Raw genomic sequence first — 22,658 nt, forward strand, 5'->3', positions numbered from 1 at the left:
GGGATGTTCGCGCTGGTCGATTCCAACAACTTCTATGTGAGCTGTGAACGGCTATTCGCCCCTCGCCTGGAAGGCCAACCGGTGGGGGTGCTCTCCAACAACGATGGCTGCGTAATTGCCCGCTCGGAGGAGTTCAAGGCCCTGGGCATCCCCATGGGCATGCCGACTCACAAGATCGCCCCGGACCTGCGTCGCCAGGTGGTGTTGTGCTCCTCCAACTATGCGCTCTATGGCGACATCTCGGCGCGCATTCAGCAGGTGCTGGCCGCACGGGTCCCAGCGCTTGAGCCCTACTCCATCGATGAGTGCTTTCTCGACCTTCGCGGTGTGAAGGAGGATCTGGAGACCCTGGGAAGGGAACTGGCCATGGCGGTGGCTCAAGAGGTCGGCATGCCGGTCTCGGTGGGCATCGCCCCTACCCGCACACTGGCCAAGCTGGCCAATCGGCATGCCAAGCGGCACCCGGCGCGCCCCCAGGTATGCGTCTGGCCGAGTGCGGATACGCCAGCGTTGATACGCCTGCTCGACGAGCTGCCGCTCAACGGCCTATGGGGAATCGGCGAGCGCTTGCAGCGGCGCCTGGCTGGCCAGAACATCGTCACCGCCGCCGCCCTGCGCGACGCGCCGCAGGAGTGGCTACGCAAGCATTTCAGCGTAGTGGTGGCACGTCTGGCGAAGGAGCTTACGGGAACGCCCTGCCTGCAGGGCACGGATATCGATACGCCACGCCGCTCCATCCTCTGTTCACGCTCCTTCGCGCGGCCCCTGAACGATCCTGGCGAAATCAGCGCAGCACTGCGCTACCACAGCCAGCGCGCCGGCGAGAAGCTGCGCCGCGACGACCTGCAAGCCAGTGCTCTCGGGCTCTTTCTGCGCACCAGTCCCTACCAGTATCCCGACCGACCCGGCGGTAGCCTATGGGCACCGCTACCCTACCCCAGCGCCGATACGCTGTGTCTCAACCGCCTAGCGCAGGCGTTGCTAGCACGCTTGTGGGACCCTTCGCTGACCTATCAGAAGGTCGGGGTCATGCTGAGCGAGCTAACCCCCCGCCAGCATAGCCAGGGATCGCTGTTCCAAGGGCATGAACCGCTACGCCAAGAAAAGCTGATGGCCACCTGGGACACGATTCGACAACGCTTTGGAAACGATGCCCTGACACTGGGCGTGCATGCTGCCGATGCCCGCTGGCAGATGCACAGTCGCTATCGCTCGAGCCGCTATACCACTCGCTGGGACGAGCTGCCCGGAGTCAGTGCGTGCTGACACCGGGCTGGCTGCTAGATCGCAGGTTCGGGCGTGGCACGAAACTCGGCGTAGAGCTCGGGATAGGCCTGCTGCAACTGCTCGAGCTTGGCCGAGGCCTCTTCGGGCAGCAGGGTGGAGAGACGCTCGAGATCCTCCTCATCGAGGTGCTCGCGAATCAGCGGAAACAGCTCCTCACGCTCGTTGCGCAGATAGGCGCGGTGCGCCTCCAAGTAGGCCTTCAGATCGTCCGCGAACACATCCATCGGCATGACCGCATCCATGAGCACTCTGTCGACATCCTGGGAGAAGCGCAGCAGGCGCTCGCGCAGGTCCTGATAGTCGGCATTGAGTTGGCAAGTCAGCTCCCGGGCACTGGGGACGCGCTCGAGCAACTCGTCGCTGCAGATCCGCTCCAACGGCAAGGTGAACCCCTCCATGTAGTCGAGAATGTAATCGACGACCTCTCGAATCAGCTGAAAGTTGGGCCGCTCGCCGGCCGCCAGTGTCTTGTGCTTGAGTTGCAGCACGTGCAACAGGCGCGCCATGTTGGCATGATCCAGACGCAGTTGAGTCAGCATGGGCATGGGAGGCCTCCTCTGCTGTCAAGGGCGAGAAAACATGACACCGATCAGACGTGACATTGAACGAATGTCATGCACGGATGCAGTCAAGGGTATGGGAGCTCTGCTTGTCCGCAATAGACAGGTTAGACGACTCTACCCACTTTAGGCATCGTAATGGCAATGGATTCGACCAAGGAGTAAGCATGGCCAGAAGGGGACGATACGTATTGGGCGCCGCTGGCACGCTCGTGCTGATGAGTATCGCCCTGGGCTTGGCAGCAGTTCGCGGGTCATCCCCCGAGGTGACCGGAGCACCGGCCAGCGCCGATCCACCCTCACTGATCCTCGACTTCACGCTCGTCAGTCACCGGGGCGAGACGCTTACGCCTGACGCGTTCGAGGGGCGCTGGCTGCTGCTGTTCTTCGGCTTCACCCACTGCCCCGATGTCTGCCCCGCCAGCCTTGCCACCCTCGCCCAGGTGCTGGAGCGGCTAGGGGACCAAGCAGAACCGCTGCAGCCGCTGATGATCAGCGTCGATCCCAAGCGCGACACTCCTGACATTCTCTCCCGCTACGTCACCCATTTTCACCACGACATCGTTGGGCTGACAGGCACGCCGGCGCAAGTCGACGCTGCAGCCGCCAGCCTTCGCGCCTACTACCGCCAGGTACCCTACGGCTCACAGGGCGACTATACGGTGGATCACTCGGCGTTTTTCTATCTGATCGACCCGCAGCGGGAGGTAGCCGAACTCTACCCTCACGGCATGGGCGTGGAGGCCATCGCCGACGACATACGAGCCCACCTGGACGCAGCCCCTTCCTGGGGAGGCGATACCTAGGCTGGCGGTCGCGACCACGCGAAGCAACCCACCGCCAGCAACGAATTGCTGACCAGCAAGGCGCCGTTGCCATAGAGCGATCTCGCACGGCGCGGATCGGGCAGGTCAAGCGCCCATAGATCCCCCGTGGCGTCGCTCCAGACGAGCCGGGCATCGATCTCGGCAATCGCTGCCAGCCGCTGCGAAGCGGGCATACCAGGCTTGAACAGGACCACCGCCCCAGACGTGTCGGAAGGCGGCACGGCAGCCAACGGCCCCGCCACCAGCACCGCCAGCGTAAGCACCATCGCCGCTGCTCCCGGCTTGAGCCGAGTGCCGCCTTCTCCACCGCTGCCGCCGCGACGCAGCAGCCAACCCGCGATCAGCGGCAGGCCGCCGAACAACCCCAGCCAGAGCAGGTCCCAGAACAGCAGATTGTCCGCCGCCATACGAATACGATGAAAGCCCAACGCCCAGTGGAAGACGAAGGCATCGATCACATGCCACAGGCCAAAGCCGAGCAGTGCATTGGCCAGCAGCCGCCGGTCCGCCCCAGGCCTCGCGAAGCGGTCCCGAGAGCGCCAAAGTAGCCACAGGCCGATGATGGCCAATACATACATCACGGCATGGAAAAGCCCGTCAGCAAGAATCTGCACCCGCATGTCGGCGAAGAAGGCCCCCTCGAGACCGAGCAGCAGATGGTGCCACTGCAGGATCTGATGCAGCAGGATGCCATCGAAGAACCCAGCAAGGCTGAAGCCGAGCAGGTAGCCTGCCCATCTGAAGTGCTTCGCGCCCAAGGAGGGTGCCTGTGACGCCATAACGTGCTCTCCGTGACAGGGATTTCACCTCAGTCTAGCGAGCTTGACGCAATACGCCCGCCCGGGGTGCAACCCGGGCGGCATCTTGGCATGATCAGGCAATGGCACCCAGCCGCTCAGCGATACCGGAATCGACGACATGGACCTTTTCAGTCAGCAGCACGCCCAGGAGAGCGCTCCCCTGGCCTTTCGCATGCGCCCACGCCGCCTGGCCGACTATGTGGGCCAGGCGGCCCTGATCGGCCCAGGCAAGCCCTTGCGGCGCATGGCCGAGAGCGCCACAGTGCGCTCGATGATCCTGTGGGGCCCCCCCGGGGTGGGCAAGACCACCCTGGCGGAGATTCTCGCCCATGAATCGCACTCCGAGCTGGAGCAACTTTCGGCGGTGATGGCCGGTGTGAAGGATATCCGCGCGGCGGTGGAGCGCGCGCGCATCAGTCAGTCGCAAGGCAAGAGCACCCTGCTGTTTCTCGACGAGATCCATCGTCTCAACAAGAGCCAGCAGGACGCCCTGCTGCCGCATGTCGAGTCAGGGCTCCTGACGCTGATCGGTGCCACCACCGAAAACCCCTCCTTCGAGGTCAATTCAGCGCTGCTGTCGCGGGCCCGTGTCTACGTGCTCAAGGCCCTCGATCAGCAGGAGCTGCTTCAGGTGATGCGCCAGGCCCTGGAGGATGACGAGCGCGGGCTAGGCAAGCGCCACATCGAGGTCGACGACGAGGTGCTTGGCATGCTGGCAAGGGCAGCCGGTGGCGATGCCCGGCGCGCCCTTGGCCTGCTTGAGACCGCCTGCGACTTCACGCAGCCACACGGCAAGGGCGAGCACCTGCCCCGCGAGGCACTCGACGACGTGCTCGGCCATCAGGCCAGCGCCTTCGACAAGCAGGGCGATCATTACTACGATCTGCTCTCGGCCATCCACAAGTCGATACGCTCATCGCGCCCCGATGCCGCGCTGATGTATATCGCCCAGTTCATGCAGGGTGGCGGCGACCCGCTCGATGTGGTCCGGCGCCTTACGGCCATCGCCTCGGAGGATGTCGGCAATGCCGACCCGCGCGCCCTGCCCCTGGTCATCGCCGCCTGGGATGCCTACCTGCGCCTGGGCGACTACGAGGGGCAACGTGCCATCGTGCATGCTGCCATTCACCTGGCAGTCGCCCCCAAGAGCAACAGCATCGACCAGGCCTGGAGCAAGGCCAAGGCCTTTGCCGCTCAGCACCCCACCCTCGAGGTGCCGACCTATCTGCGCAACGCGCCGACCAAGTTGATGAAGGAGCTGGGCCACGGCCAGGGGTATCGCTACGCGCACAACGAAGCGAATGGCTATCCGGCCGGCAGTGCCCATGACTGCTGGCCGCTGCAGTTGCCGAAGACGACGCTCTTTCAGCCCAGCGAGCATGGCCAGGAGGCACGCTTCAAGCAGATCATGGCGTGGCGCGCCGAGCTGGATGCCCAGGCGGACGACTCCTCCAAGGGTGATAGGTAGCATGACAAAACGCCGCCCTCGGATGAGAACGGCGCTTGCTGGAGAAGCAGTGGGGCTCAGTGTGAGTCGCGAATCACATCAGTACCGTCGGGAATGTCGAACACGAAGCGCGACTCGTCGATGGAGGGATTGAACTCGATGCCATCGAACTCGATGGCGGTCAGCTGGCCGGTGCTGTCGGCCATCTGCAGCGCATTGAGCCGCTCGTTGTTGAAGGACATCTTGAGCTCCTCGAACAGCGTGTCGGGGCTGCGCGGGGTCAGGGTAAAGGTCTCGATTGCCCCCTGCTGCTGATAGGCCACCTCATAGCTGCCGGTAAGTTCGGAGGCGCTGCCCGAGAGCAGTAGCGCCGGGGTATGCGTCACTCGGGTATCCAGCGGCTGGACGGTCACCTGCTCGAGATCGGGATCGTAGAGATAGACCTCGTGACCATTGGAGACGACGATCTGCTGGTAGGGGGCATTCACCTCCCAGCGAAACTTGCCGGGACGCGACAGCCACATCTGGCCGCCAGCTTCCTGCAGTCGCTGGCCACTACCATCGAGAATTCGCTGATCGAAGCTGGCCGAATAGGTCTGCAGCGGCTCAAGCAGCTGGGTCAGGCGCTGCGCACCCTCGTTTGCCAGCGCCGTCATCGGGACGGTGGCAGCCAGCGACAGTGCCAACAGCGATGTCTTCAGTTTCATGTTCACTCCCTAGCGGCCAGTACCGCGTCGACAAGAAAAGTCCGACGCAGGCCTCGTGGCTGTCATTGATTCCCGAGTCATTGACCTCGGCCGTTCGCGGCGGTTTCAGGACTGCCGCGACTTCCTCGATTGCTGCATATTGCTTGGCCAGCATGTCGCTCACTGCCGATCAATCGCCGACCGGGGGTGGCGCCAGTACGTCGCGGCTACCGTTGGTACCCATCGACGACACCACCCCTGCACTCTCCATCGATTCGACCAGCCGCGCGGCGCGGTTGTAGCCGATCTTGAAGCGACGCTGCACCGCCGAGATCGAGGCACGGCGAGACTCGGTGACGAACATTACCGCCTCGTCATAAAGCGCATCCTGCTCGGCATCATCGCCCTCGCCCCCCTCGGCCTCGAGGCCGGTCAGGGCATCGGCCGAGACGCCGCCGGAGAGGATCTCCTCGATATACTCGGGCTCGCCACGACGCTTCCAGTCCTCGACCACGCGGTGCACCTCATCGTCGTCGACAAAGGCGCCGTGCACGCGGGTCGGCAATCCCGAACCGGCCGGCAGGTAGAGCATGTCGCCGTGGCCGAGCAGCGCCTCGGCACCGCCCTGGTCGAGGATGGTACGCGAATCGACCCGGGACGAGACCTGAAACGCCATACGGGTGGGGATGTTGGCCTTGATCAGCCCGGTCACCACATCCACCGAGGGACGCTGGGTGGCAAGAATCAGGTGGATACCCGCCGCCCGGGCCTTCTGCGCCAGCCGTGCGATCAGCTCCTCGACCTTCTTGCCGACGATCATGAACATGTCGGCGAACTCGTCGATCACCACCACGATATAAGGCAGCTTCTGCAGCACCGGGGGCGGCTCATGCATCTGCCAAGGCTGCGGCTCCCACAGCGGATCGGCGACCTGGGCACCAGCCTGCTCGGCCTCGTCGAGCTTGCCGTTGAAGCCGGCGATGTTGCGCACACCCATCGCCGCCATCAGCTTGTAGCGACGCTCCATCTCGGCCACGCACCAGCGCAGCGCGTTGGCGGCCTCCTTCATGTCGGTGACCACCGGGGCCAGCAGGTGCGGAATCCCGTCGTAGACGGAGAGTTCCAACATCTTGGGATCGACCATGATCATGCGCACTTCGTCGGGCGTGCCCTTGAGCAGCATCGAGATCAGCATGCCGTTGACACCTACCGACTTGCCCGAGCCGGTGGTACCGGCCACCAGCAGGTGCGGCATCTTGCCGAGATTGGCGACCACCGGCTCGCCACCGATGTCATGCCCCAGCGCCAGCGTCAGCGGCGATGTCGCCTGTTGGTAGGCGTCGGAGTCGATCACCTCGCGCAAGCGGATCATGGCGCGATTGGGGTTGGGAATCTCGATCCCCACCGTGGGCCGGCCGGGAATGATCTCTACCACCCGCACGCTCTTGACCATCAGCGAGCGGGCCAGGTCCTTGGCCAGATTGCTGATCTTGGAAACCTTCACGCCAGCGGCCGGCTTGATCTCGAAGCGCGTGATCACCGGTCCCGGCCAGGTCTCGACCACCTCGGCCTTGACGCCATACTCACGCAACCGGGTCTCGAGCAGCTCGGCCATGCCGGCAAGCTGCTCCGGCGTGTAGTTGGGCTTCTGCGCCTCCGCCGGCGTCAACAGGCGCAGGCTAGGCAGATCGCCATCCGGGTCGGGCAAGTGGTCGAACTGCGGACGCTGGCTCTGCAGGTGCTCGACGGTCCACAGCGTCGGGCCCTGAGGATCAACGACCGCCGCGCGAGCCTGCTCGGCCGTCGCCAAAGAGACTGACGGAGGCGATACGCTCGCGGCTTGCTCGAATCGCGGCTCGCGCGGCAGTGGAGGCTCTTGCCGAGGCTCTGCGTCTGCCGTGGATGGCTCGCTCGCCATCCGCGGGGAAGCTTCCTCCCCCTCGTCGACATCGGTCCAGGAGAGGCGTGGCTCGTCACTTTCCTCCTCTTGCCAGCTCACCTCGCGCCAGTCATCAAGCTCCGGTTCGCGCTTCTCGGCGGCCGGCGGTGCCATCGGCGCTGTTAGCTCGTCTGGTGCGGAGCCCCAGGTAATGGCCGGGGTATTTTGCTCATTAACTTCAAACGGTTCGTCATCGAACCTGTCGTCAGGCAGCGCTTGCTTGGTGGGCTCAGTAGCGAAAGCTCCGTTCATGCGGCCATCCGCTTCGCTTACGGCCGGTTCGACAGGTACCGAGGTGGGTGCAGACGAAGGCTCTGGAATGCTCTCGTGACGGTCAGCGCGCAGCGGCATGGAGACCCAGCCGAACTCCTCGTCGTCCGGCAACGCCGGCTCGGGCACCTCCTCCGGACGCCGCCGTGTCGCCACCTCGTGGGTAGTTTTCGGCGCCACCTCGTCAGAGGCGGCAGGCATCGCGGCCACCGAAGGTTCGGCAGGCGCAGGCGTCTCAGCCGTCGCCTCGCGAGGCTGCATCCGGGCGGTATAGGCGGCCTCCGGCTGCTTGGCCGATGGCGTCCGCTCAGGTACATCCCAAGGTATCTGCGTTCCCCCCTCGAGCTGTGGCTCGCGACGCTCTGCACTGCGCTGGGTGGGAGGGGCCTGGGTATTGAAGGCGGGTACGCTCTGCGCCATACGCCAGGGCATGAGACGCTCCCACCAAGGCGGGTCGGCTTGAGCATCGTCATCATCGAGCTCCGTCTGCTGCCGTTTTGCCTCTTGCTCTCGATTCTGTAACTTGGTGGCGGCCACTGCCAGCGAGGCCTGGCGAGCATCATCGCGATTGGTCGCCCACTGCTGGCGGGCACCGCCGAACTTAGTGCCGAACCAGCCGAACAGGCGAAACGCCTGACGTCCAAGGTCATCCATGATGGTCAGCCAGGAGAGTCCGGAGAACAATGGCAAGCCACACATCAGAGCGACCAGTGCCAGCAGTGTCGTGCCGTGGGCACCCACCAGCGGTACCAGCCCCACCACCAGCCCTTCGCCCAAGATACCCCCGGAGTTGGCAGGCAGGCTGCTCTGGGGGTTATAGAAGTGCAGCGCACCGAGCGTGGTGGTGCCCAGCAGCAGCAGGAACAGCCCGGCAGACTTGACGGCCAGCACCATGGCATCCCACTCGAAGCTCACCTGGCGAGAGCGGATCAGCCACCAGGCGGCAAACCCGAGCATACCCGGCCACCACAATGCGCTGGTTCCGAAGAGCGAATAGAGCACATCGGCAAGCCAGGCACCGACCGGCCCCATCCAGTTGCTCACGGCCGTCTCCGGCCCACTATGCGACCAGCCGGGATCGCCCGGACGGTAACTGAACAGGGATAGCAGTAGAAATACGCAACCCGCCAGCAGCACGATCACCACACCTTCGCGGCTGGCACCCTGCAGGCGCAAACCAAAGCGCTTGGCCTTTTCCTTAGCTTGGGCCGCCGACACCCGGCGCCCCGTCGCTCTCTTCTTGACACTCAAGCAGCCATCCCCCTTTACGCTTCGTAGCGTCTATCATGGTCCAGCAACAGCGCCATCATACCGAGCCAACCCGTCTCATCACAGAGGCGAAGCACCGAGAGTACAGAGTCCCGGCATTGCGAGGATGGTCGTGGCTCGCTTACTGATCGATAATGGCGTTTCCATTTTTCACACGATGCGAACTATTGCCAATGTTGCCCTGGCTGGCGTCCTCTCCCGTCCTCTTCCCGCCCATCGAGCTTGCCCTGGATGATCCACAGGGGCTGCTCGCGGCGGGAGGTGCGCTGACGCCCGAGTGGCTCTTGGCCGCCTATCGGCGCGGCATCTTCCCTTGGTTTAGCGAAGGGCAGCCGATCCTATGGTGGTCGCCAAGCCCCCGCATGGTGCTGTTCCCTGACGAGATCCGAGTCCGTCGCAGCCTGGCCAAACGCCTGCGCAATGCCGGTTTTCAGGTCACCGTCGACAGCGATTTCGCTGCGGTCATCGATGCCTGTGCCGCCTCCCGTGAGGAGCAGGGGGGGACCTGGATCACCGATGAGATGCGCGATGCCTATCTGCTCCTCCATCGCAGGGGGGTGGCCCGCTCAATCGAGGTATGGCGTGAGAGGCAATTGGTGGGCGGGCTTTATGGGGTGATGCTCGGACGCATGTTCTTCGGCGAATCGATGTTCAGCCGTGAGCGCGATGCTTCCAAGGTGGCCCTGGTTCACCTGACCCAGCGCATCCAAGCACACGGCGGCGGGCTGATCGATTGCCAGATGCACACCGCACATTTGGCGAGCATGGGAGCCAGGGAGATCGCCCGCGAAGCGTTCCTCGACTATCTTGAGCGATATGCCACGGACGAGCAGCACATTGACCTGCAAGGAGTAGCAAACAGTGAGCAGTAATGCGCCTCGACAGCCGGCGCGGGATCTGCGTTTCTTCCTCACGGTACCGCACGCCTGCAGCTATCTCGAGGGACACGAAGCCACCACTCTGTTCCTCGACCCTCAGGAGACGCCCGTTCAGGACGTCTACGACTCCCTTGCGTTGCTGGGGTTTCGCCGCAGTGGACGCCATCTCTACCGGCCACACTGCGACAACTGCCAGGCCTGCATATCGGTGCGCATTCCGGTCGCCGACTTCGCGCCCAATCGCAGCCAGCGCAAGCTGCTCAAGCGCAACGCCGACCTGACCCTGCATGAGCGACCGGCACGCTTCAATGCCGAGCACTATGCGCTCTATTCTCGCTATATTCGCGTGCGGCATGCCGACGGCGATATGTTTCCGCCCAGCCACGAGCAGTACCGGACCTTTTTGACCCTCGACCATCCCTATGCGCGGCTGCTGGAGTTTCGCCTCGATGGACAACTGCTCGCCGTCTCCGCGATCGACGTGCTGGGTCATGGCCTTTCGGCCATCTACACCTTCTTCGAACCTTCGGAGGATTTCGATCGTCGCTCGCTTGGCAGCTTTGCGGTACTTTCGCTGATCGAACTGGCTCGGCGCCATGCGCTACCCCACGTCTACCTGGGCTACTGGATTCGCGAATGCCGCAAGATGAATTACAAGCGCGCCTTCCAGCCTCTGGAGTACCTGCATGGACGCCACTGGCGCCGCAGCATAACCGATTGAACAGCTTTTTTGCCTTGACGGCCGGCATACGGCACAATATCGCGCTATCTTGATTGCCTCTGACGTGTCAGTGCTGGCAAAAGCCGCTGGCGGACAGTCATTGCGCATGATGGCAGATTGTCTTTTGCACTATCTTAATGATGAGATTATGAGGAATTGCCTATATGGCACGTGAAGACCATATTGAAATGGAAGGCGTTGTCGTCGATACCCTTCCGAACACCATGTTTCGTGTCGAGCTTGAGAACGGCCACGTCGTGACGGCTCACATTTCGGGGAAGATGCGCAAGAATTACATTCGCATCCTGACCGGTGACAAGGTCAAAGTGGAGTTGACGCCGTACGATCTCTCCAAGGGCCGCATCGTCTACCGTTCTCGCTAAGCTCGCGACTGAGCTTACTTCTCGCCGGCTCCATGGCACGACGCCCCGTCGAATGACAGGGCGCCGAGTGATATCTGCGAAGCGGCGACCGGACAGCCCGGTCGCACCCTTCTAGATCAAGCCAATTCCGCTTCCGTGGCCAGATGCAGTTCATTGCCCTCCTCGGCGACGGTAACGTGAACGACACCACCGTTGTCGGCCAGTTCGCCGAACAGGATAAGCTCGGCCAGCGGTTTCTTGAGCTTCTCCTGAATCAGACGAGCCATCGGGCGCGCACCCATTTCCGGATCATAACCCTTCTTGGCGAGCCATACCCTCGCCTCGTCGTCGACGTCGAGCTGAACGCGCTTCTCGTCCAGCTGCGCCTGCAGTTCCACCAGAAACTTGTCGACTACGTTGCGCACCACGGAGGGGTCGAGCCCATGGAACGGAATGATGCCATCCAGGCGATTACGGAACTCCGGGGTGAAGGTCTTGCGAATCACCTCCATGCCATCGGTCGAGTGATCCTGATTCTGGAAACCAATGGAGCGACGTGAAATCTGCTCGGCCCCGGCGTTCGAGGTCATGATCAAAATCACATGGCGGAAGTCCGCCTCGCGACCATTGTTATCGGTCAGTCGACCATGGTCCATCACCTGCAGCAGCAGATTGAAGACTTCCGGATGCGCCTTCTCGATCTCATCGAGCAGCAGTACACAGTGTGGCTGCTTGGTGATCGCCTCGGTCAACAGCCCGCCCTGGTCGTAACCGACATAGCCCGGAGGCGCACCGATCAGTCGCGAAACGGTATGACGCTCCATGTACTCGGACATGTCGAAGCGCACAAGCTCAATCCCCATCAACGCGGCCAGCTGGCGCGCCACTTCGGTCTTGCCGACCCCGGTGGGACCGGAGAAGAGGAAGCTGCCGACCGGCTTATCCGGCGACTTGAGCCCGGCCCGCGACAGCTTGATCGCTGCCGACAGACTGGTGATCGCCTCATCCTGACCGAAGACCAGCATCTTCAGGTCACGCTCCAGGTTGGAGAGCAGCTTGCGATCCGAGCTGGAGACACTCTTCGGCGGAATCCGCGCAATGGAGGCGACGATCGCCTCGACCTGCTCGACATCGATGGCCTCGACCCGCATCTCCGATGGCAGCAGGCGCTGGTGCGCTCCCGCCTCGTCGATCACGTCGATCGCCTTGTCGGGCAGATGACGATCGTTGATGTAGCGATCGGCCAAGCGCACCGCACTCTCCAGCGCACCATCGGTGTACTTGAGGCGGTGGTGCTCCTCGAAGCGTCCACGCAACCCCTTGAGAATGCGGATGGTATCGTCAACGGAGGGTGCCATGACGTCGACTTTCTGGAAACGCCGCGCCAGCGCACGATCCTTCTCGAAGATGCCGCGGAATTCCTGGAAGGTGGTCGAGCCGATACAGCGCAGCTCACCGGAGGAGAGCAGCGGCTTGAGCAGGTTCGAGGCATCCATTACTCCGCCCGAGGCAGCGCCCGCCCCGATCACGGTGTGGATCTCGTCGATGAACAGGATCGCGTTGGGCTGCTTCTTGAGCTCGGCGAGCAGGCTCTTGAGGCGTTTCTCGAAGTCGCCGCGGTATTTGGTGCCGGCCAGCAGCGCCCCCATGTCCAGCGAATAGACCACCGCATCGCTGATCACGTCGGGCACCTCCTCCTCGACGATGCGCTTGGCCAACCCCTCGGCAATGGCGGTCTTGCCGACACCGGCCTCACCCACCAGCAGCGGGTTGTTCTTGCGCCGTCGCGCCAGGATCTGCACGACCCGCTCGAGCTCCTGATCGCGTCCGATCAGCGGATCGATCTTGCCCAGCCGGGCCTGCTCATTGAGATTGGTGGCATAGCCGGTCAGCGGATGCGCCGCCCCCTCGCCGCTCCCCTCTTCGGCCTCTTCGGCATCCTGAGAGGGAGAGGAGGGGCTCTGGGTGTGTCCCGCCACCTTGGAGATGCCATGAGCGATGTAATTGACCGCATCGACCCGAGCCACGTTCTGCTGCTTGAGGAAATAGACAGCCTGGCTCTCCTGTTCGGAGAAGATCGCGACCAGCACATTGGCACCGGTGACTTCGCTCTTGCCCGATGACTGGACATGGAAGACTGCGCGCTGCAGCACGCGCTGGAAGCCCAGCGTCGGTTGCGTCTCGCGGTCACTCTGATCCTCGGGAATCAAAGGTGTAGTGGAGTTGATGAAGTCCTGCAGGTCCGTGCGCAGTTTCTCGAGGTTGGCGCCACACGCGCGCAACACATCCGCAGCAGAGGCGTTATCCAGCAGAGCTAACAGCAGGTGTTCCACGGTCATGAATTCATGACGCTTGGAGCGCGCCACGGTAAAGGCCGTGTTCAGGGTAAGTTCAAGTTCTTTGCTCAGCATGGCAGTCCCCTTCTCGCCGCCTCGGGCATCAGTCGGCAAATTCTCAACCGGCCTATTCAACATCGGGCACATTGACGATTATCGCAAGTCCGATGTACCAACGATGAATAGGCCATAGGTGCAATGTTGGCCAGGGCGCCTCGCCGGGTTCAGTCGGCAATGTCGATATCACACAGCAGCGGGTGCTGACACTCCCTGGCATATTCGTTGACGAGATGGCATTTGGTTTCGGCGATATCGCGAGTAAAGATGCCGCATGTCGCCTTGCCCTGGGTATGTACCGCCAGCATGATCTGGACGGCCTTTTCACTGTCGAGATGAAAGAACGCCTGCAGCACCTCGACAACGAACTCCATGGGCGTGAAGTCATCGTTATGCAAAATCACTTTGTACATCGGCGGCTTGGCCAATTCCGGCTGAGCAGGATCGACGGCCAGGCTGCCGTCGTCCTCCTGCTCGGGCCGAGGGGGGCGCGTCATGCCCATCCTCGGCGGCAGCGTACCGAAGCGATACCGCGAGTCATTTATGACGTACATAAAACACGTTCCATTAACGCAACCCTTGTGCCGTGACGCCACGTTCATTGAGACGCCGCACGCTGCAAAGGGTTCCTGGTTTATCACTAAATGCGTCCATCGACGATCACTTGCAAGGCGTCTCTAGAAAATAGATGAAAAGAGCCCTCGTCCGCCAAAGCGAACGAGGGCTTATTGACATCTCGACACCTACATTGCGATGACGATGTCCGCCCCAGCCGGGACGATCAGCCTTTGGCGACCATCGCCAGGGCATCGTTGAGGGTCTTGCTCGGACGCATCGCCTGGTGGGTCAGATCGTAGTCGGGATGGTAGTAGCCGTTGATGTCCATCGGCTTGCCCTGGACCTGATTGAGCTCTTCGACAATGGTGTTCTCCTTTTCCTGCAGTGTCTCGGCCAGACGCGAGAACAGCGTCTTGAGCTCGGCATCCTCGTCCTGTGCCGCCAGTGCCTGGGCCCAGTAGAGCGCCAGATAGAAGTGGCTGCCACGGTTGTCGAGTTCTCCGACCTTGCGCTTGGGCGACTTGTCGCTGTCGAGGAACTGGCCGTTGGCCTTGTCCAGTGCATCGGCCAGCAATTTGGCGCGGACGTTGCCGAAGGTTTCGCCTAGATGCTCCAGCGAGGCCGCCAGGGCCAGGAATTCGCCCAGCGAATCCCAGCGCAGGTGATTCTCCTCGAGGAACTGCTGCACGTGCTTCGGTGCGGAGCCACCGGCACCTGTCTCGAACAGGCCGCCACCGTTCATCAGCGGCACCACGGAGAGCATCTTGGCGCTGGTGCCAAGCTCCATGATCGGGAACAGATCGGTCAGGTAGTCGCGCAGCACGTTACCGGTGACCGAGATGGTGTCTTCGCCCTTGCGAATGCGCTCCAGGGAGAACTTCATGGCCTCTTCCGGCGTCATGATGCGGATATCCAGCCCGTCGGTGTCATGCGCCTTGAGGTACTGCTCGACCTTCTTGATCAGCTGGGCGTCGTGGCCGCGATTGGCATCGAGCCAGAACACCGCCGGGGTGCTGCTGGCGCGGGCGCGGGTCACGGCAAGCTTGACCCAATCCTGTATCGGCGCATCCTTGGTCTGGCACATGCGCCAGATGTCGCCCTTCTCGACGGCGTGCTCGAAGATCACCTTGCCGCTCTCGTCGGTGACACGCACGCTGCCGTCGGCGGGAATCTGGAAGGTCTTGTCGTGGGAGCCATACTCCTCGGCCTTCTGCGCCATCAGGCCGACATTGGGTACGCTGCCCATGGTGGTCGGATCGAAGGCACCATGCGTCTTACAATCCTCGATCACGGTCTGATAGATGCGCGCATAGCTGCGATCGGGAATCACCGCCTTGGCATCGTGCAACTGATCGTCCGTGCCCCACATCTTGCCGGAGTCACGGATCATGGCCGGCATCGAGGCATCGACGATCACGTCACTCGGCACGTGCAGGTTGGTGATGCCCTTGTGCGAGTTGACCATGGCAAGCGCCGGGCGCTGACCGTAAAGTGCCTGGATATCAGCCTCGATTGCGCTGCGCGTCTCTAAAGGAAGCGTCTTGATCGACGAGTAGAGGTCGCCGATGCCGTTGGTGGAGTCGAAACCGGCTTGCTGCAGGGCGTCGGCGTGCTTGTTCAGCACCTCGCCATAGAACTCGTCGACCACCAGGCCGAACATGATCGGGTCGGAGACCTTCATCATGGTTGCCTTGAGGTGCAGCGAGAAGAGCACGCCCTTGCTCTTGGCGTCCTCGATCTCGGCGGCGACGAAGCGGCGCAGCGCCTTGCTGCTCATGACCGCCGCGTCGACCACTTCACCTGCCAGCACCGCCGTCTTCTCCTTGAGCACGGTGGCGCTGCCATCCTTGCCTATAAGCTCGATCTTGAGGCTACCTGCGGATTCGATCAGTGCGGACTTCTCGCTGCCGTAGAAGTCGCCATCTTGCATGTGTGCCACGTGGGACTTGGAGTCGGCGCTCCACTCGCCCATGCGGTGCGGATACTTGCGGGCATAGTTCTTGACGGAGAGCGGTGCACGACGGTCGGAATTGCCTTCGCGCAGCACCGGGTTGACCGCACTGCCCTTGACCTTGTCGTAGCGTGACTGGATCTCTTTTTCTTCGGCGCTCTGGGGCTCCTCGGGATAGTTCGGCAGCTTGTAGCCCTGCTGCTGAAGCTCCTTGATGGCGGCCTTGAGCTGGGGCGTCGAGGCACTGATATTGGGCAGCTTGATGATGTTGGCTTCGGGCGTGGTGGCAAGCTCGCCGAGCTCGGCCAGGTGATCGCCGATGCGCTGCTCTTCGGTCAGGTAGTCGGGGAACTTGGCGATGATCCGTCCGGCCAGGGAGATGTCGCGGGTTTCCACTTCGATCCCGGCGGGATCGGTAAAGGCGTCGATGATCGGCAGCAGCGAATGGGTCGCCAGCGCGGGGGCTTCGTCGGTAAGCGTGTAGATGATCTTCGGCGTTTTGGACATCGTTGCGTTAACCTCTCTAAGTCGCTGCGATTGAGTAAGTCTCGAGCTGGGCAAATCGGACGCGGAGATGCTGAGTGTAGGCATTGCCAGTTGCCCGGCTGAACCGACGAGCCGTGTCCGTGCCTGAGTTTGACTGGCAGGTGTAATCTAAAAGTCGACGAGCGAAGGCCAGTCCGGCTGTGACGTGGCGCCCCAGCGGTCACGCCGGAGTATACCAGCACCGCACCTCATGCGCATGAGCCATATGGCTGGTATCGTAGACGCTGGCGCAAGGCCAGCTACCAAGAGATCACATGAGCGCACTCTATCTGCTGCACAAGCCATACCGGATGCTCTCGCAATTCACCGATACCGAGGGGCGTGCGACGCTTGCCGATTGCATCGACGTGCCCGGCGTCTACGCCGCCGGCCGGCTCGATTACGACTCCGAGGGCCTGCTGCTGCTCAGCGATGATGGCGCCCTGATCCACCGCATCAGCGATCCGCGCCACAAGCAGCCCAAGACCTACTGGGTACAGGTCGAGGGCGAACCCGATCGCGTCGCCCTTGCAGCACTGCGCTCGGGGATCATGCTGGCCGATGGCCCAACCCGCCCAGCCAAGGTGCGCCTGATCGACTCACCGCCGGTGGCCGAGCGTGACCCGCCGATACGCCAGCGCAGCAACGCACCCACTCGCTGGCTCGAGCTGACCATCAGCGAAGGGCGCAACCGTCAGGTACGGCGCATGACCGCGCATGTCGGGCACCCTACGCTGCGCCTGGTGCGCTCGGCCATCGGCCCCTGGCGGCTCGAGGGGCTAGCGCCGGGCCAGTGGCGCCGCGAGACGCTGCACGCCCCGATCACTTCACCGCCCAGGCGCCGCACGGCACCTGCCAACAGGAGAGGCCGATGAAACGCTGGTCCCCCCGAGTCACTGTCGCCACCGTGATCGAGCGTGCCGGGCGCTACCTGCTCGTCGAGGAGGATCGCGGTGGCCCCTTCACCCTATTCAACCAGCCCGCGGGCCACCTTGAGAAAGGGGAGCGGCTGCTCGAGGCCGCCGAGCGCGAGGTGCGCGAGGAGACCGCCTGGCGCGTCGGCATCACCGACTACCTGGGACTCTACACCTACCACTCGCAGGATGGCGTGACCTTCCATAGCCATGGCTACGTGGGCATGGCGCTGGCGCATCTCGGCAACGAGCTGGACCCAGACATTCATGCCGTCCACTGGTTGACCTATGACGAAATAGAGGAGCTGGAGCGCGCCGGGCGCCTGCGCAGTCCACTGGTCATGCGGCGCATCCGCGATGCGCGCAGTGGGCGCCTCTTCCCGCTTGACGTGGTTCAGGAGCGTTGAAACTCGAAGCAACAGCTTTCTTTCGGGTATAATCGCGCTCCCTTTGTCGCATCCAACCGAGAACGTCTATGACTGATACCGGCTCCGCCACGGGCAAGGTCATCGTCGGCATGTCCGGCGGCGTCGACTCCTCCGTCTCCGCCCTGCTGCTGCTCGAACAGGGCTATCAGGTCGAAGGACTGTTCATGAAGAACTGGGACGAGGACGACGGCACCGAATACTGTACCGCCAAGGAGGATTTGGCAGACGCCCAGGCCGTATGCGACAAGCTTGGCATCACGCTGCATACCGCCAACTTCGCTGCCGAATACTGGGACAATGTCTTCGAACATTTCCTGGCCGAGTACAAGGCCGGGCGCACGCCGAATCCCGACATCCTGTGCAACCGCGAGATCAAGTTCAAGGTGTTCCTCGAGTATGCCGAGATGCTCGGCGCCGAGAAGATCGCCACGGGCCACTATGTTCGCCAGGGCATTCGTGAAGGGCGGCCGCGCCTGCTCAAGGGCATCGACGCCAACAAGGATCAGAGCTACTTCCTGCACGCCGTGCCGGAGGCCGCCATCGCCCGCACGCTGTTCCCGGTCGGCGAGCTGGAGAAACCCGCGGTGCGTGCCCTGGCCGAGAAGCATGACCTGGTGACGGCGAAGAAGAAGGACTCGACGGGCATCTGCTTTATCGGCGAACGGCGCTTCAGCGACTTTCTCAAGCAGTACCTGCCCGCTCAGCCGGGCCACATCGAGACCCCCGAGGGCGACGTGATCGGCGAGCACATGGGGCTGATGTACTACACGCTGGGCCAGCGTCAAGGACTCGGCATCGGTGGGCTGGCCGCCTATCCCGAGGAGCCCTGGTACGTCGCCGCCAAGGATCTCGAACGCAATGTCCTGATCGCCGTGCAGGGCAAGCATCATGCGTTGCTCGACAGCGATGCGCTCTGCACCGAGCCGATGGACTGGGTGGCTGGCGAGCCGCCGGCAAGTGAGGGGCGCTTTACCGCCAAGACCCGCTACCGTCAGCGCGACGTCTCCTGCCGCATGCAGACCAATGAGGATGGCGGTGTGACGGTACTCTTCGACGCCCCGCAGCGCGCCGTGACACCGGGACAGTCACTGGTGCTCTACGATGGCGATATCTGCCTGGGCGGCGGGGTGATCCGCGCCACCTGGAACCACACGGAGCCCACCGCATGAGCAGCACCCCGATCCACTCCATCCCGGACACCCCCATGGCACGTCAGGTAATGGCACTGGCCGGGGTCTTCCAGGCTGCCGCCGTGGTCAACGACCTGGCACGCACCGGACAGGCCGACGAACGCTACTGGAAAACCTTGATCCGGGCCACCATCGATACCGACCCGGAGAGCTTCGAGGCGATCTACGGCGGGCACCCCAACTACCTGCGCCAGGGCCTCGAGACGCTCGAGGCCGTGGTAGGGCGCAAACAGGCCGACCCGGTGGTGTTGCGCTACGGCTTCTCGCTGCTGATGCTGATGCAGAAGCTGCACAAGGATGACGCGATGATGGCCACCCTGGGGAGCAAGCTGACCCGCATCCAGGGCCAGGCCGAGCACTTCGGCGACACTCACGAGAACGTGGTGGCAAGCCTGGGCGAGCTCTACCAGGAGACCCTCTCCACCTTCAAGTACCGCATCGTCGTGCAGGGTGACCCGACCCTGTTACAGCAGCGCATGATGCCCGAACGGGTACGCGCCACCCTGCTGGCCGGGGTGCGCTTTGCACTGCTCTGGCATCAGCAGGGCGGACGACGCTGGAAGTTGATCTTCCAGCGTGGCGCCATGAAGAGCGCCATCGACGACATCAACCGCCATTAAGACCGCTCCGATCACCAGGAAATCACCATGCAGCTCTCTCCACTGACCGCCCTTTCTCCCGTCGACGGCCGCTATGGCAGCAAGGCGTCCGCCCTGCGCGAGCACTTCAGCGAATTCGGCCTGATCCGAGCCCGCGTCATCGTCGAGGTGCGCTGGCTCGAGTCGCTGGCCGCCCTGCCGGGCATCGCCGAAGTGCCGGAGCTCTCCGCCGAGGCCAAGGCATTTCTCGATGCGATGCTGTGCGATTTCTCGGAAACCGACGCCGAGCGCATCAAGGAGATCGAGCGCACCACCAACCATGACGTCAAGGCGGTGGAGTACTTCATCAAGGAGAGGATCGCCGGCCAGTTAGAATTGCATGCCGTCAGCGAATTCGTGCACTTTGCCTGCACCAGCGAGGACATCAACAACCTCTCCCACGGCCTGATGCTCAAGGGCGGTCTCGAGGTACTGCTGCCGGTGATGCGCGAGGTGACCGAAGCGGTGGAGCGCCTCGCCCATGAGCACGCCGCCCAGCCGATGCTGTCGCGCACCCATGGCCAGACCGCAAGCCCCACCACACTGGGCAAGGAGATGGCCAACGTCGCCTACCGGCTGCGTCGTCAATTGAAGCAGATCGAGGGCGCCGAGATTCTCGGCAAGATCAACGGCGCGGTAGGCAACTACAATGCCCACCTGACCACCTATCCAGACGTCGACTGGGCAGCCAACGCCCAGCGCTTCGTCGAGGGCCTGGGGCTGACCTTCAACCCCTACACCACACAAATCGAGCCGCACGACTACATCGCCGAGCTGTTCGATGCGATCTGCCGCTTCCATACCATTCTGATCGACTTCGACCGCGACGTGTGGGGCTACATCTCGCTGGGCTACTTCAAGCAGCGCACCGTCGAGGGCGAGATCGGCTCATCGACCATGCCGCACAAGGTCAATCCCATCGACTTCGAGAACTCCGAGGGCAACCTGGGGCTCGCCAATGCGATTCTCGGCCACCTGGCGCAGAAGCTGCCGATCTCGCGCTGGCAGCGCGATCTCACCGACTCCACCGTGCTGCGCAACCTCGGGGTGGGCCTGGCCTATGGTCTGATTGCTTACCAGGCGGCACTCAAGGGCATCGGCAAGCTCGAGGCCAACCCCCAGCGCCTGGCCGAGGATCTCGATGCCAGCTGGGAAGTGCTGGCCGAACCGATCCAGACCGTGATGCGCCGCTACGGTATCGAGAAGCCCTACGAGAAGCTCAAGGAGCTGACCCGTGGCAAGCGTATCGACCAGGCCGGTTTCGCCGCCTTCATCGACAGCCTCGCACTGCCGGACGAGGTCAAGGGGGAATTGAAGGCACTGTCACCGGCCACCTATATCGGCAATGCCGAAGCCCAGGCAAGGAGCCTCTGACATGGATGCCAATACGCCCCTAACGCTGCTTGGCGGGATATCGGCCAGCGAGTTCCTGCGCGACTACTGGCAACGCAAGCCGCTGCTGATCCGTGGCGCCTTTCCCGACTTCGAGAGCCCGCTGGACCCCGATGAACTGGCCGGCCTTGCCTGCGAGGAGGGTATCGAGGCACGCCTGGTCGAGGAGCATGGAGCCGAAGGCCCCTGGCAGGTCAGCCACGGCCCCTTCGACGAAGCCACCTTCGAGGCACTGCCCGAGCAGCAGTGGTCGCTGCTGGTCCAGGCCGTCGACCACTACGTGCCCGAAGTGGCCGAACTGCTCGAGCAGTTCACCTTCCTGTCCCGCTGGCGGCTGGATGACATCATGATCAGCTACGCGGCACCTGGCGGCAGCGTCGGCCCCCATGTCGACCAGTACGATGTGTTCCTGCTCCAGGCCAGCGGCGCGAGACGCTGGCAGCTAGGGGGCTTCATTGGCGACGATGCCCCGATCGTTGCCGGGATCGACCTGCGCATTCTCGAGCGCTTCGAGGTCGAAGCCGACGCCGATTGGGTGCTGGAGCCAGGCGATATGCTCTACCTGCCGCCCGGCTATGCCCATAACGGGATCAGCGAGTCGGATGATTGCATGACGATCTCGGTGGGCTTTCGTGCCCCCTCCGCCGACGAGTCCATCACCTCCTATGCCGACTATGTCGGCGAGACCCTCCCGCCCTCCCGGCGCTATTCGGATGCCGGCATGCAAGCGCCAAACGATTCCGGCGAGCTCAACGATGCATCAGTGGCGCGCATGCGCTCACTGATCCTCGAGAGCCTCGACGACCCCGCACAGCTGGCGCAGTGGTTCGGCCGTGTCATGACCCAGCCCAAGTATGCCGATCAACTGATTCCCGTCGAGACGCCCACGCAGGAGGAGGCGCTTGTCGCCGAGCTACAGGAGGGCAACGAGCTGGCACGCAGCCCCGGTTCGCGCTTCGTGTGGCGGCGACTCGACGAGACGCTTGCCACACTGTTCGCCGATGGCGAAGGGTATACCTGCTCACTGGCATTGGCACAACGCCTCGCCGACCCTTGGGCGCCACTGGATGCCGAGATGCTGGAGTTCGATGGTGCCGGCGAGCTGCTGACCGCTCTCTACGACCGTGGCAGCCTGGGTTGGCCAGCGCTGGCCGAAGATGAGGAGTAGTCCCATGAGCGAGAGCGTGACGATCCAGCAGGGCGACTGGGAGGAGCTCGGCGCACTGGCTGGCGACATTCGCCGCATCGTGTTCATCGACGAGCAGTTCGTCCCCCAGGAGGAGGAGTGGGATGGCCGCGATGGCATTTCACTACACTTTCTGGCCTACCACGCCGATGCACGCTTCCAGGGCAAGCCGCTGGGCACCGCCAGACTGCTGCCGGACGGCCACTTGGGGCGTGTGGCGGTACTTGCCGAGGCGCGCGGACTGGGCATCGGCCTGCAACTGGTGAAGGCCGGAATCGAGGCGGCACGTAGCCAGGGACACGCCACGATCGAGCTTTCGGCCCAGAGTCATGCCCTGGCATTCTACCAACGTCTCGGTTTCGTCGCCCACGGCGATGAATTCTTCGACGCAGGAATACCGCACCGCAACATGACCCTCCCGCTAGACGACTGATTCT

Annotated in this window: 20 protein-coding genes; 13 read left to right on the top strand and 7 right to left on the bottom strand. The window is 63.1% G+C overall.

What is annotated here, in order from left to right; all coding sequences use genetic code 11:
- Window positions 1-3: 3 nt before the first annotated feature.
- The gene (locus tag HJD22_RS01630) at window positions 4-1,266 is read left to right on the top strand and encodes a Y-family DNA polymerase (RefSeq protein WP_208655449.1); all 1,263 of its coding nucleotides are present in this window, start codon (window positions 4-6) and stop codon (window positions 1,264-1,266) included.
- Window positions 1,267-1,280: 14 nt separating this feature from the next.
- On the opposite strand, the gene HJD22_RS01635 is transcribed toward HJD22_RS01630, so the two are convergent.
- Entirely contained in the window at window positions 1,281-1,826 is a 546-nt protein-coding gene (locus HJD22_RS01635) for a hemerythrin domain-containing protein (RefSeq protein WP_208656866.1), read from the bottom strand.
- Window positions 1,827-2,014: 188 nt separating this feature from the next.
- On the opposite strand from HJD22_RS01635, the gene HJD22_RS01640 reads away from it, so the two are divergent.
- The gene (locus HJD22_RS01640) at window positions 2,015-2,653 is read left to right on the top strand and encodes an SCO family protein (protein WP_208655450.1); all 639 of its coding nucleotides are present in this window, start codon (window positions 2,015-2,017) and stop codon (window positions 2,651-2,653) included.
- On the opposite strand, the gene HJD22_RS01645 is transcribed toward HJD22_RS01640, so the two are convergent.
- Window positions 2,650-3,453: a DUF2243 domain-containing protein gene (locus HJD22_RS01645; protein WP_208655451.1), complete on the bottom strand. Its 804-nt coding sequence runs from the start codon at window positions 3,451-3,453 to the stop codon at window positions 2,650-2,652. The genes HJD22_RS01640 and HJD22_RS01645 overlap by 4 nt on opposite strands.
- A 139-nt stretch (window positions 3,454-3,592) precedes the next feature.
- Between HJD22_RS01645 and HJD22_RS01650 the strand changes: the two genes are divergently transcribed.
- Window positions 3,593-4,942, top strand: a complete 1,350-nt coding sequence (locus tag HJD22_RS01650) for a replication-associated recombination protein A (RefSeq protein WP_208655452.1) — start codon at window positions 3,593-3,595, stop codon at window positions 4,940-4,942.
- A 56-nt stretch (window positions 4,943-4,998) separates the two neighbouring features.
- Here HJD22_RS01650 and lolA read toward each other — a convergent pair whose 3' ends face one another.
- A complete protein-coding gene (gene lolA / locus HJD22_RS01655; RefSeq protein WP_208655453.1) occupies window positions 4,999-5,628 on the bottom strand; it encodes an outer membrane lipoprotein chaperone LolA in 630 nt (209 codons plus the stop codon).
- Window positions 5,629-5,797: 169 nt separating this feature from the next.
- Window positions 5,798-9,067: a DNA translocase FtsK gene (locus HJD22_RS01660; protein ID WP_248730056.1), complete on the bottom strand. Its 3,270-nt coding sequence runs from the start codon at window positions 9,065-9,067 to the stop codon at window positions 5,798-5,800.
- 191 nt (window positions 9,068-9,258) lie between these two features.
- Here HJD22_RS01660 and aat point away from each other — a divergent pair, with 191 nt between their 5' ends.
- The 3 genes from aat to infA all read left to right on the top strand — a co-directional run bounded on the left by aat (window position 9,259) and on the right by infA (window position 11,067).
- Window positions 9,259-9,957 carry a leucyl/phenylalanyl-tRNA--protein transferase gene (gene aat / locus HJD22_RS01665; RefSeq protein WP_208655454.1) on the top strand — a complete coding sequence of 233 codons (699 nt, stop codon included), beginning with the start codon at window positions 9,259-9,261 and terminating at the stop codon, window positions 9,955-9,957.
- Complete coding sequence (locus HJD22_RS01670) at window positions 9,947-10,684, top strand: arginyltransferase (protein ID WP_208655455.1); 738 nt, start codon at window positions 9,947-9,949, stop codon at window positions 10,682-10,684. Before aat ends, HJD22_RS01670 begins: the two co-directional genes overlap by 11 nt.
- A 164-nt stretch (window positions 10,685-10,848) precedes the next feature.
- On the top strand, window positions 10,849-11,067 hold the full coding sequence (gene infA, locus HJD22_RS01675; RefSeq protein WP_013332816.1) for a translation initiation factor IF-1: 219 nt from the start codon (window positions 10,849-10,851) through the stop codon (window positions 11,065-11,067).
- 116 nt (window positions 11,068-11,183) lie between these two features.
- Here infA and clpA read toward each other — a convergent pair whose 3' ends face one another.
- The 3 genes from clpA to HJD22_RS01690 form a co-directional block, all read right to left on the bottom strand.
- Window positions 11,184-13,457: an ATP-dependent Clp protease ATP-binding subunit ClpA gene (clpA, locus tag HJD22_RS01680; RefSeq protein ID WP_208655456.1), complete on the bottom strand. Its 2,274-nt coding sequence runs from the start codon at window positions 13,455-13,457 to the stop codon at window positions 11,184-11,186.
- 149 nt (window positions 13,458-13,606) lie between these two features.
- Window positions 13,607-13,942, bottom strand: coding sequence for an ATP-dependent Clp protease adapter ClpS (gene clpS, locus HJD22_RS01685; protein WP_208656868.1), 336 nt, complete (start codon window positions 13,940-13,942; stop codon window positions 13,607-13,609).
- 278 nt (window positions 13,943-14,220) lie between these two features.
- Window positions 14,221-16,455: an NADP-dependent isocitrate dehydrogenase gene (locus tag HJD22_RS01690; RefSeq protein WP_208655457.1), complete on the bottom strand. Its 2,235-nt coding sequence runs from the start codon at window positions 16,453-16,455 to the stop codon at window positions 14,221-14,223.
- A 293-nt stretch (window positions 16,456-16,748) separates the two neighbouring features.
- On the opposite strand from HJD22_RS01690, the gene HJD22_RS01695 reads away from it, so the two are divergent.
- From HJD22_RS01695 to HJD22_RS01725, 7 genes are all read left to right on the top strand, one after another.
- Window positions 16,749-17,348, top strand: a complete 600-nt coding sequence (locus HJD22_RS01695; RefSeq protein ID WP_208655458.1) for a pseudouridine synthase — start codon at window positions 16,749-16,751, stop codon at window positions 17,346-17,348.
- The gene (locus tag HJD22_RS01700; RefSeq protein WP_208655459.1) at window positions 17,345-17,794 is read left to right on the top strand and encodes an NUDIX domain-containing protein; all 450 of its coding nucleotides are present in this window, start codon (window positions 17,345-17,347) and stop codon (window positions 17,792-17,794) included. Before HJD22_RS01695 ends, HJD22_RS01700 begins: the two co-directional genes overlap by 4 nt.
- A gap of 68 nt (window positions 17,795-17,862) precedes the next feature.
- Window positions 17,863-18,984 carry a tRNA 2-thiouridine(34) synthase MnmA gene (gene mnmA, locus HJD22_RS01705; protein WP_208655460.1) on the top strand — a complete coding sequence of 374 codons (1,122 nt, stop codon included), beginning with the start codon at window positions 17,863-17,865 and terminating at the stop codon, window positions 18,982-18,984.
- Window positions 18,981-19,625, top strand: coding sequence for a high frequency lysogenization protein HflD (gene hflD, locus HJD22_RS01710; protein WP_208655461.1), 645 nt, complete (start codon window positions 18,981-18,983; stop codon window positions 19,623-19,625). The genes mnmA and hflD overlap by 4 nt, the downstream gene beginning before the upstream one ends.
- Before the next feature lie 27 nt (window positions 19,626-19,652).
- A complete protein-coding gene (gene purB / locus HJD22_RS01715) occupies window positions 19,653-21,017 on the top strand; it encodes an adenylosuccinate lyase (protein WP_208655462.1) in 1,365 nt (454 codons plus the stop codon).
- Between the two features lies 1 nt (window position 21,018).
- On the top strand, window positions 21,019-22,203 hold the full coding sequence (locus HJD22_RS01720; protein ID WP_208655463.1) for a cupin domain-containing protein: 1,185 nt from the start codon (window positions 21,019-21,021) through the stop codon (window positions 22,201-22,203).
- Between the two features lie 4 nt (window positions 22,204-22,207).
- Window positions 22,208-22,654, top strand: coding sequence for a GNAT family N-acetyltransferase (locus HJD22_RS01725; protein WP_208655464.1), 447 nt, complete (start codon window positions 22,208-22,210; stop codon window positions 22,652-22,654).
- The last annotated feature ends 4 nt before the right edge of the window (window positions 22,655-22,658 follow it).

The sequence above is a fragment of the Halomonas sp. TA22 genome, assembly GCF_013009075.1.
GTDB lineage: Bacteria > Pseudomonadota > Gammaproteobacteria > Pseudomonadales > Halomonadaceae > TA22.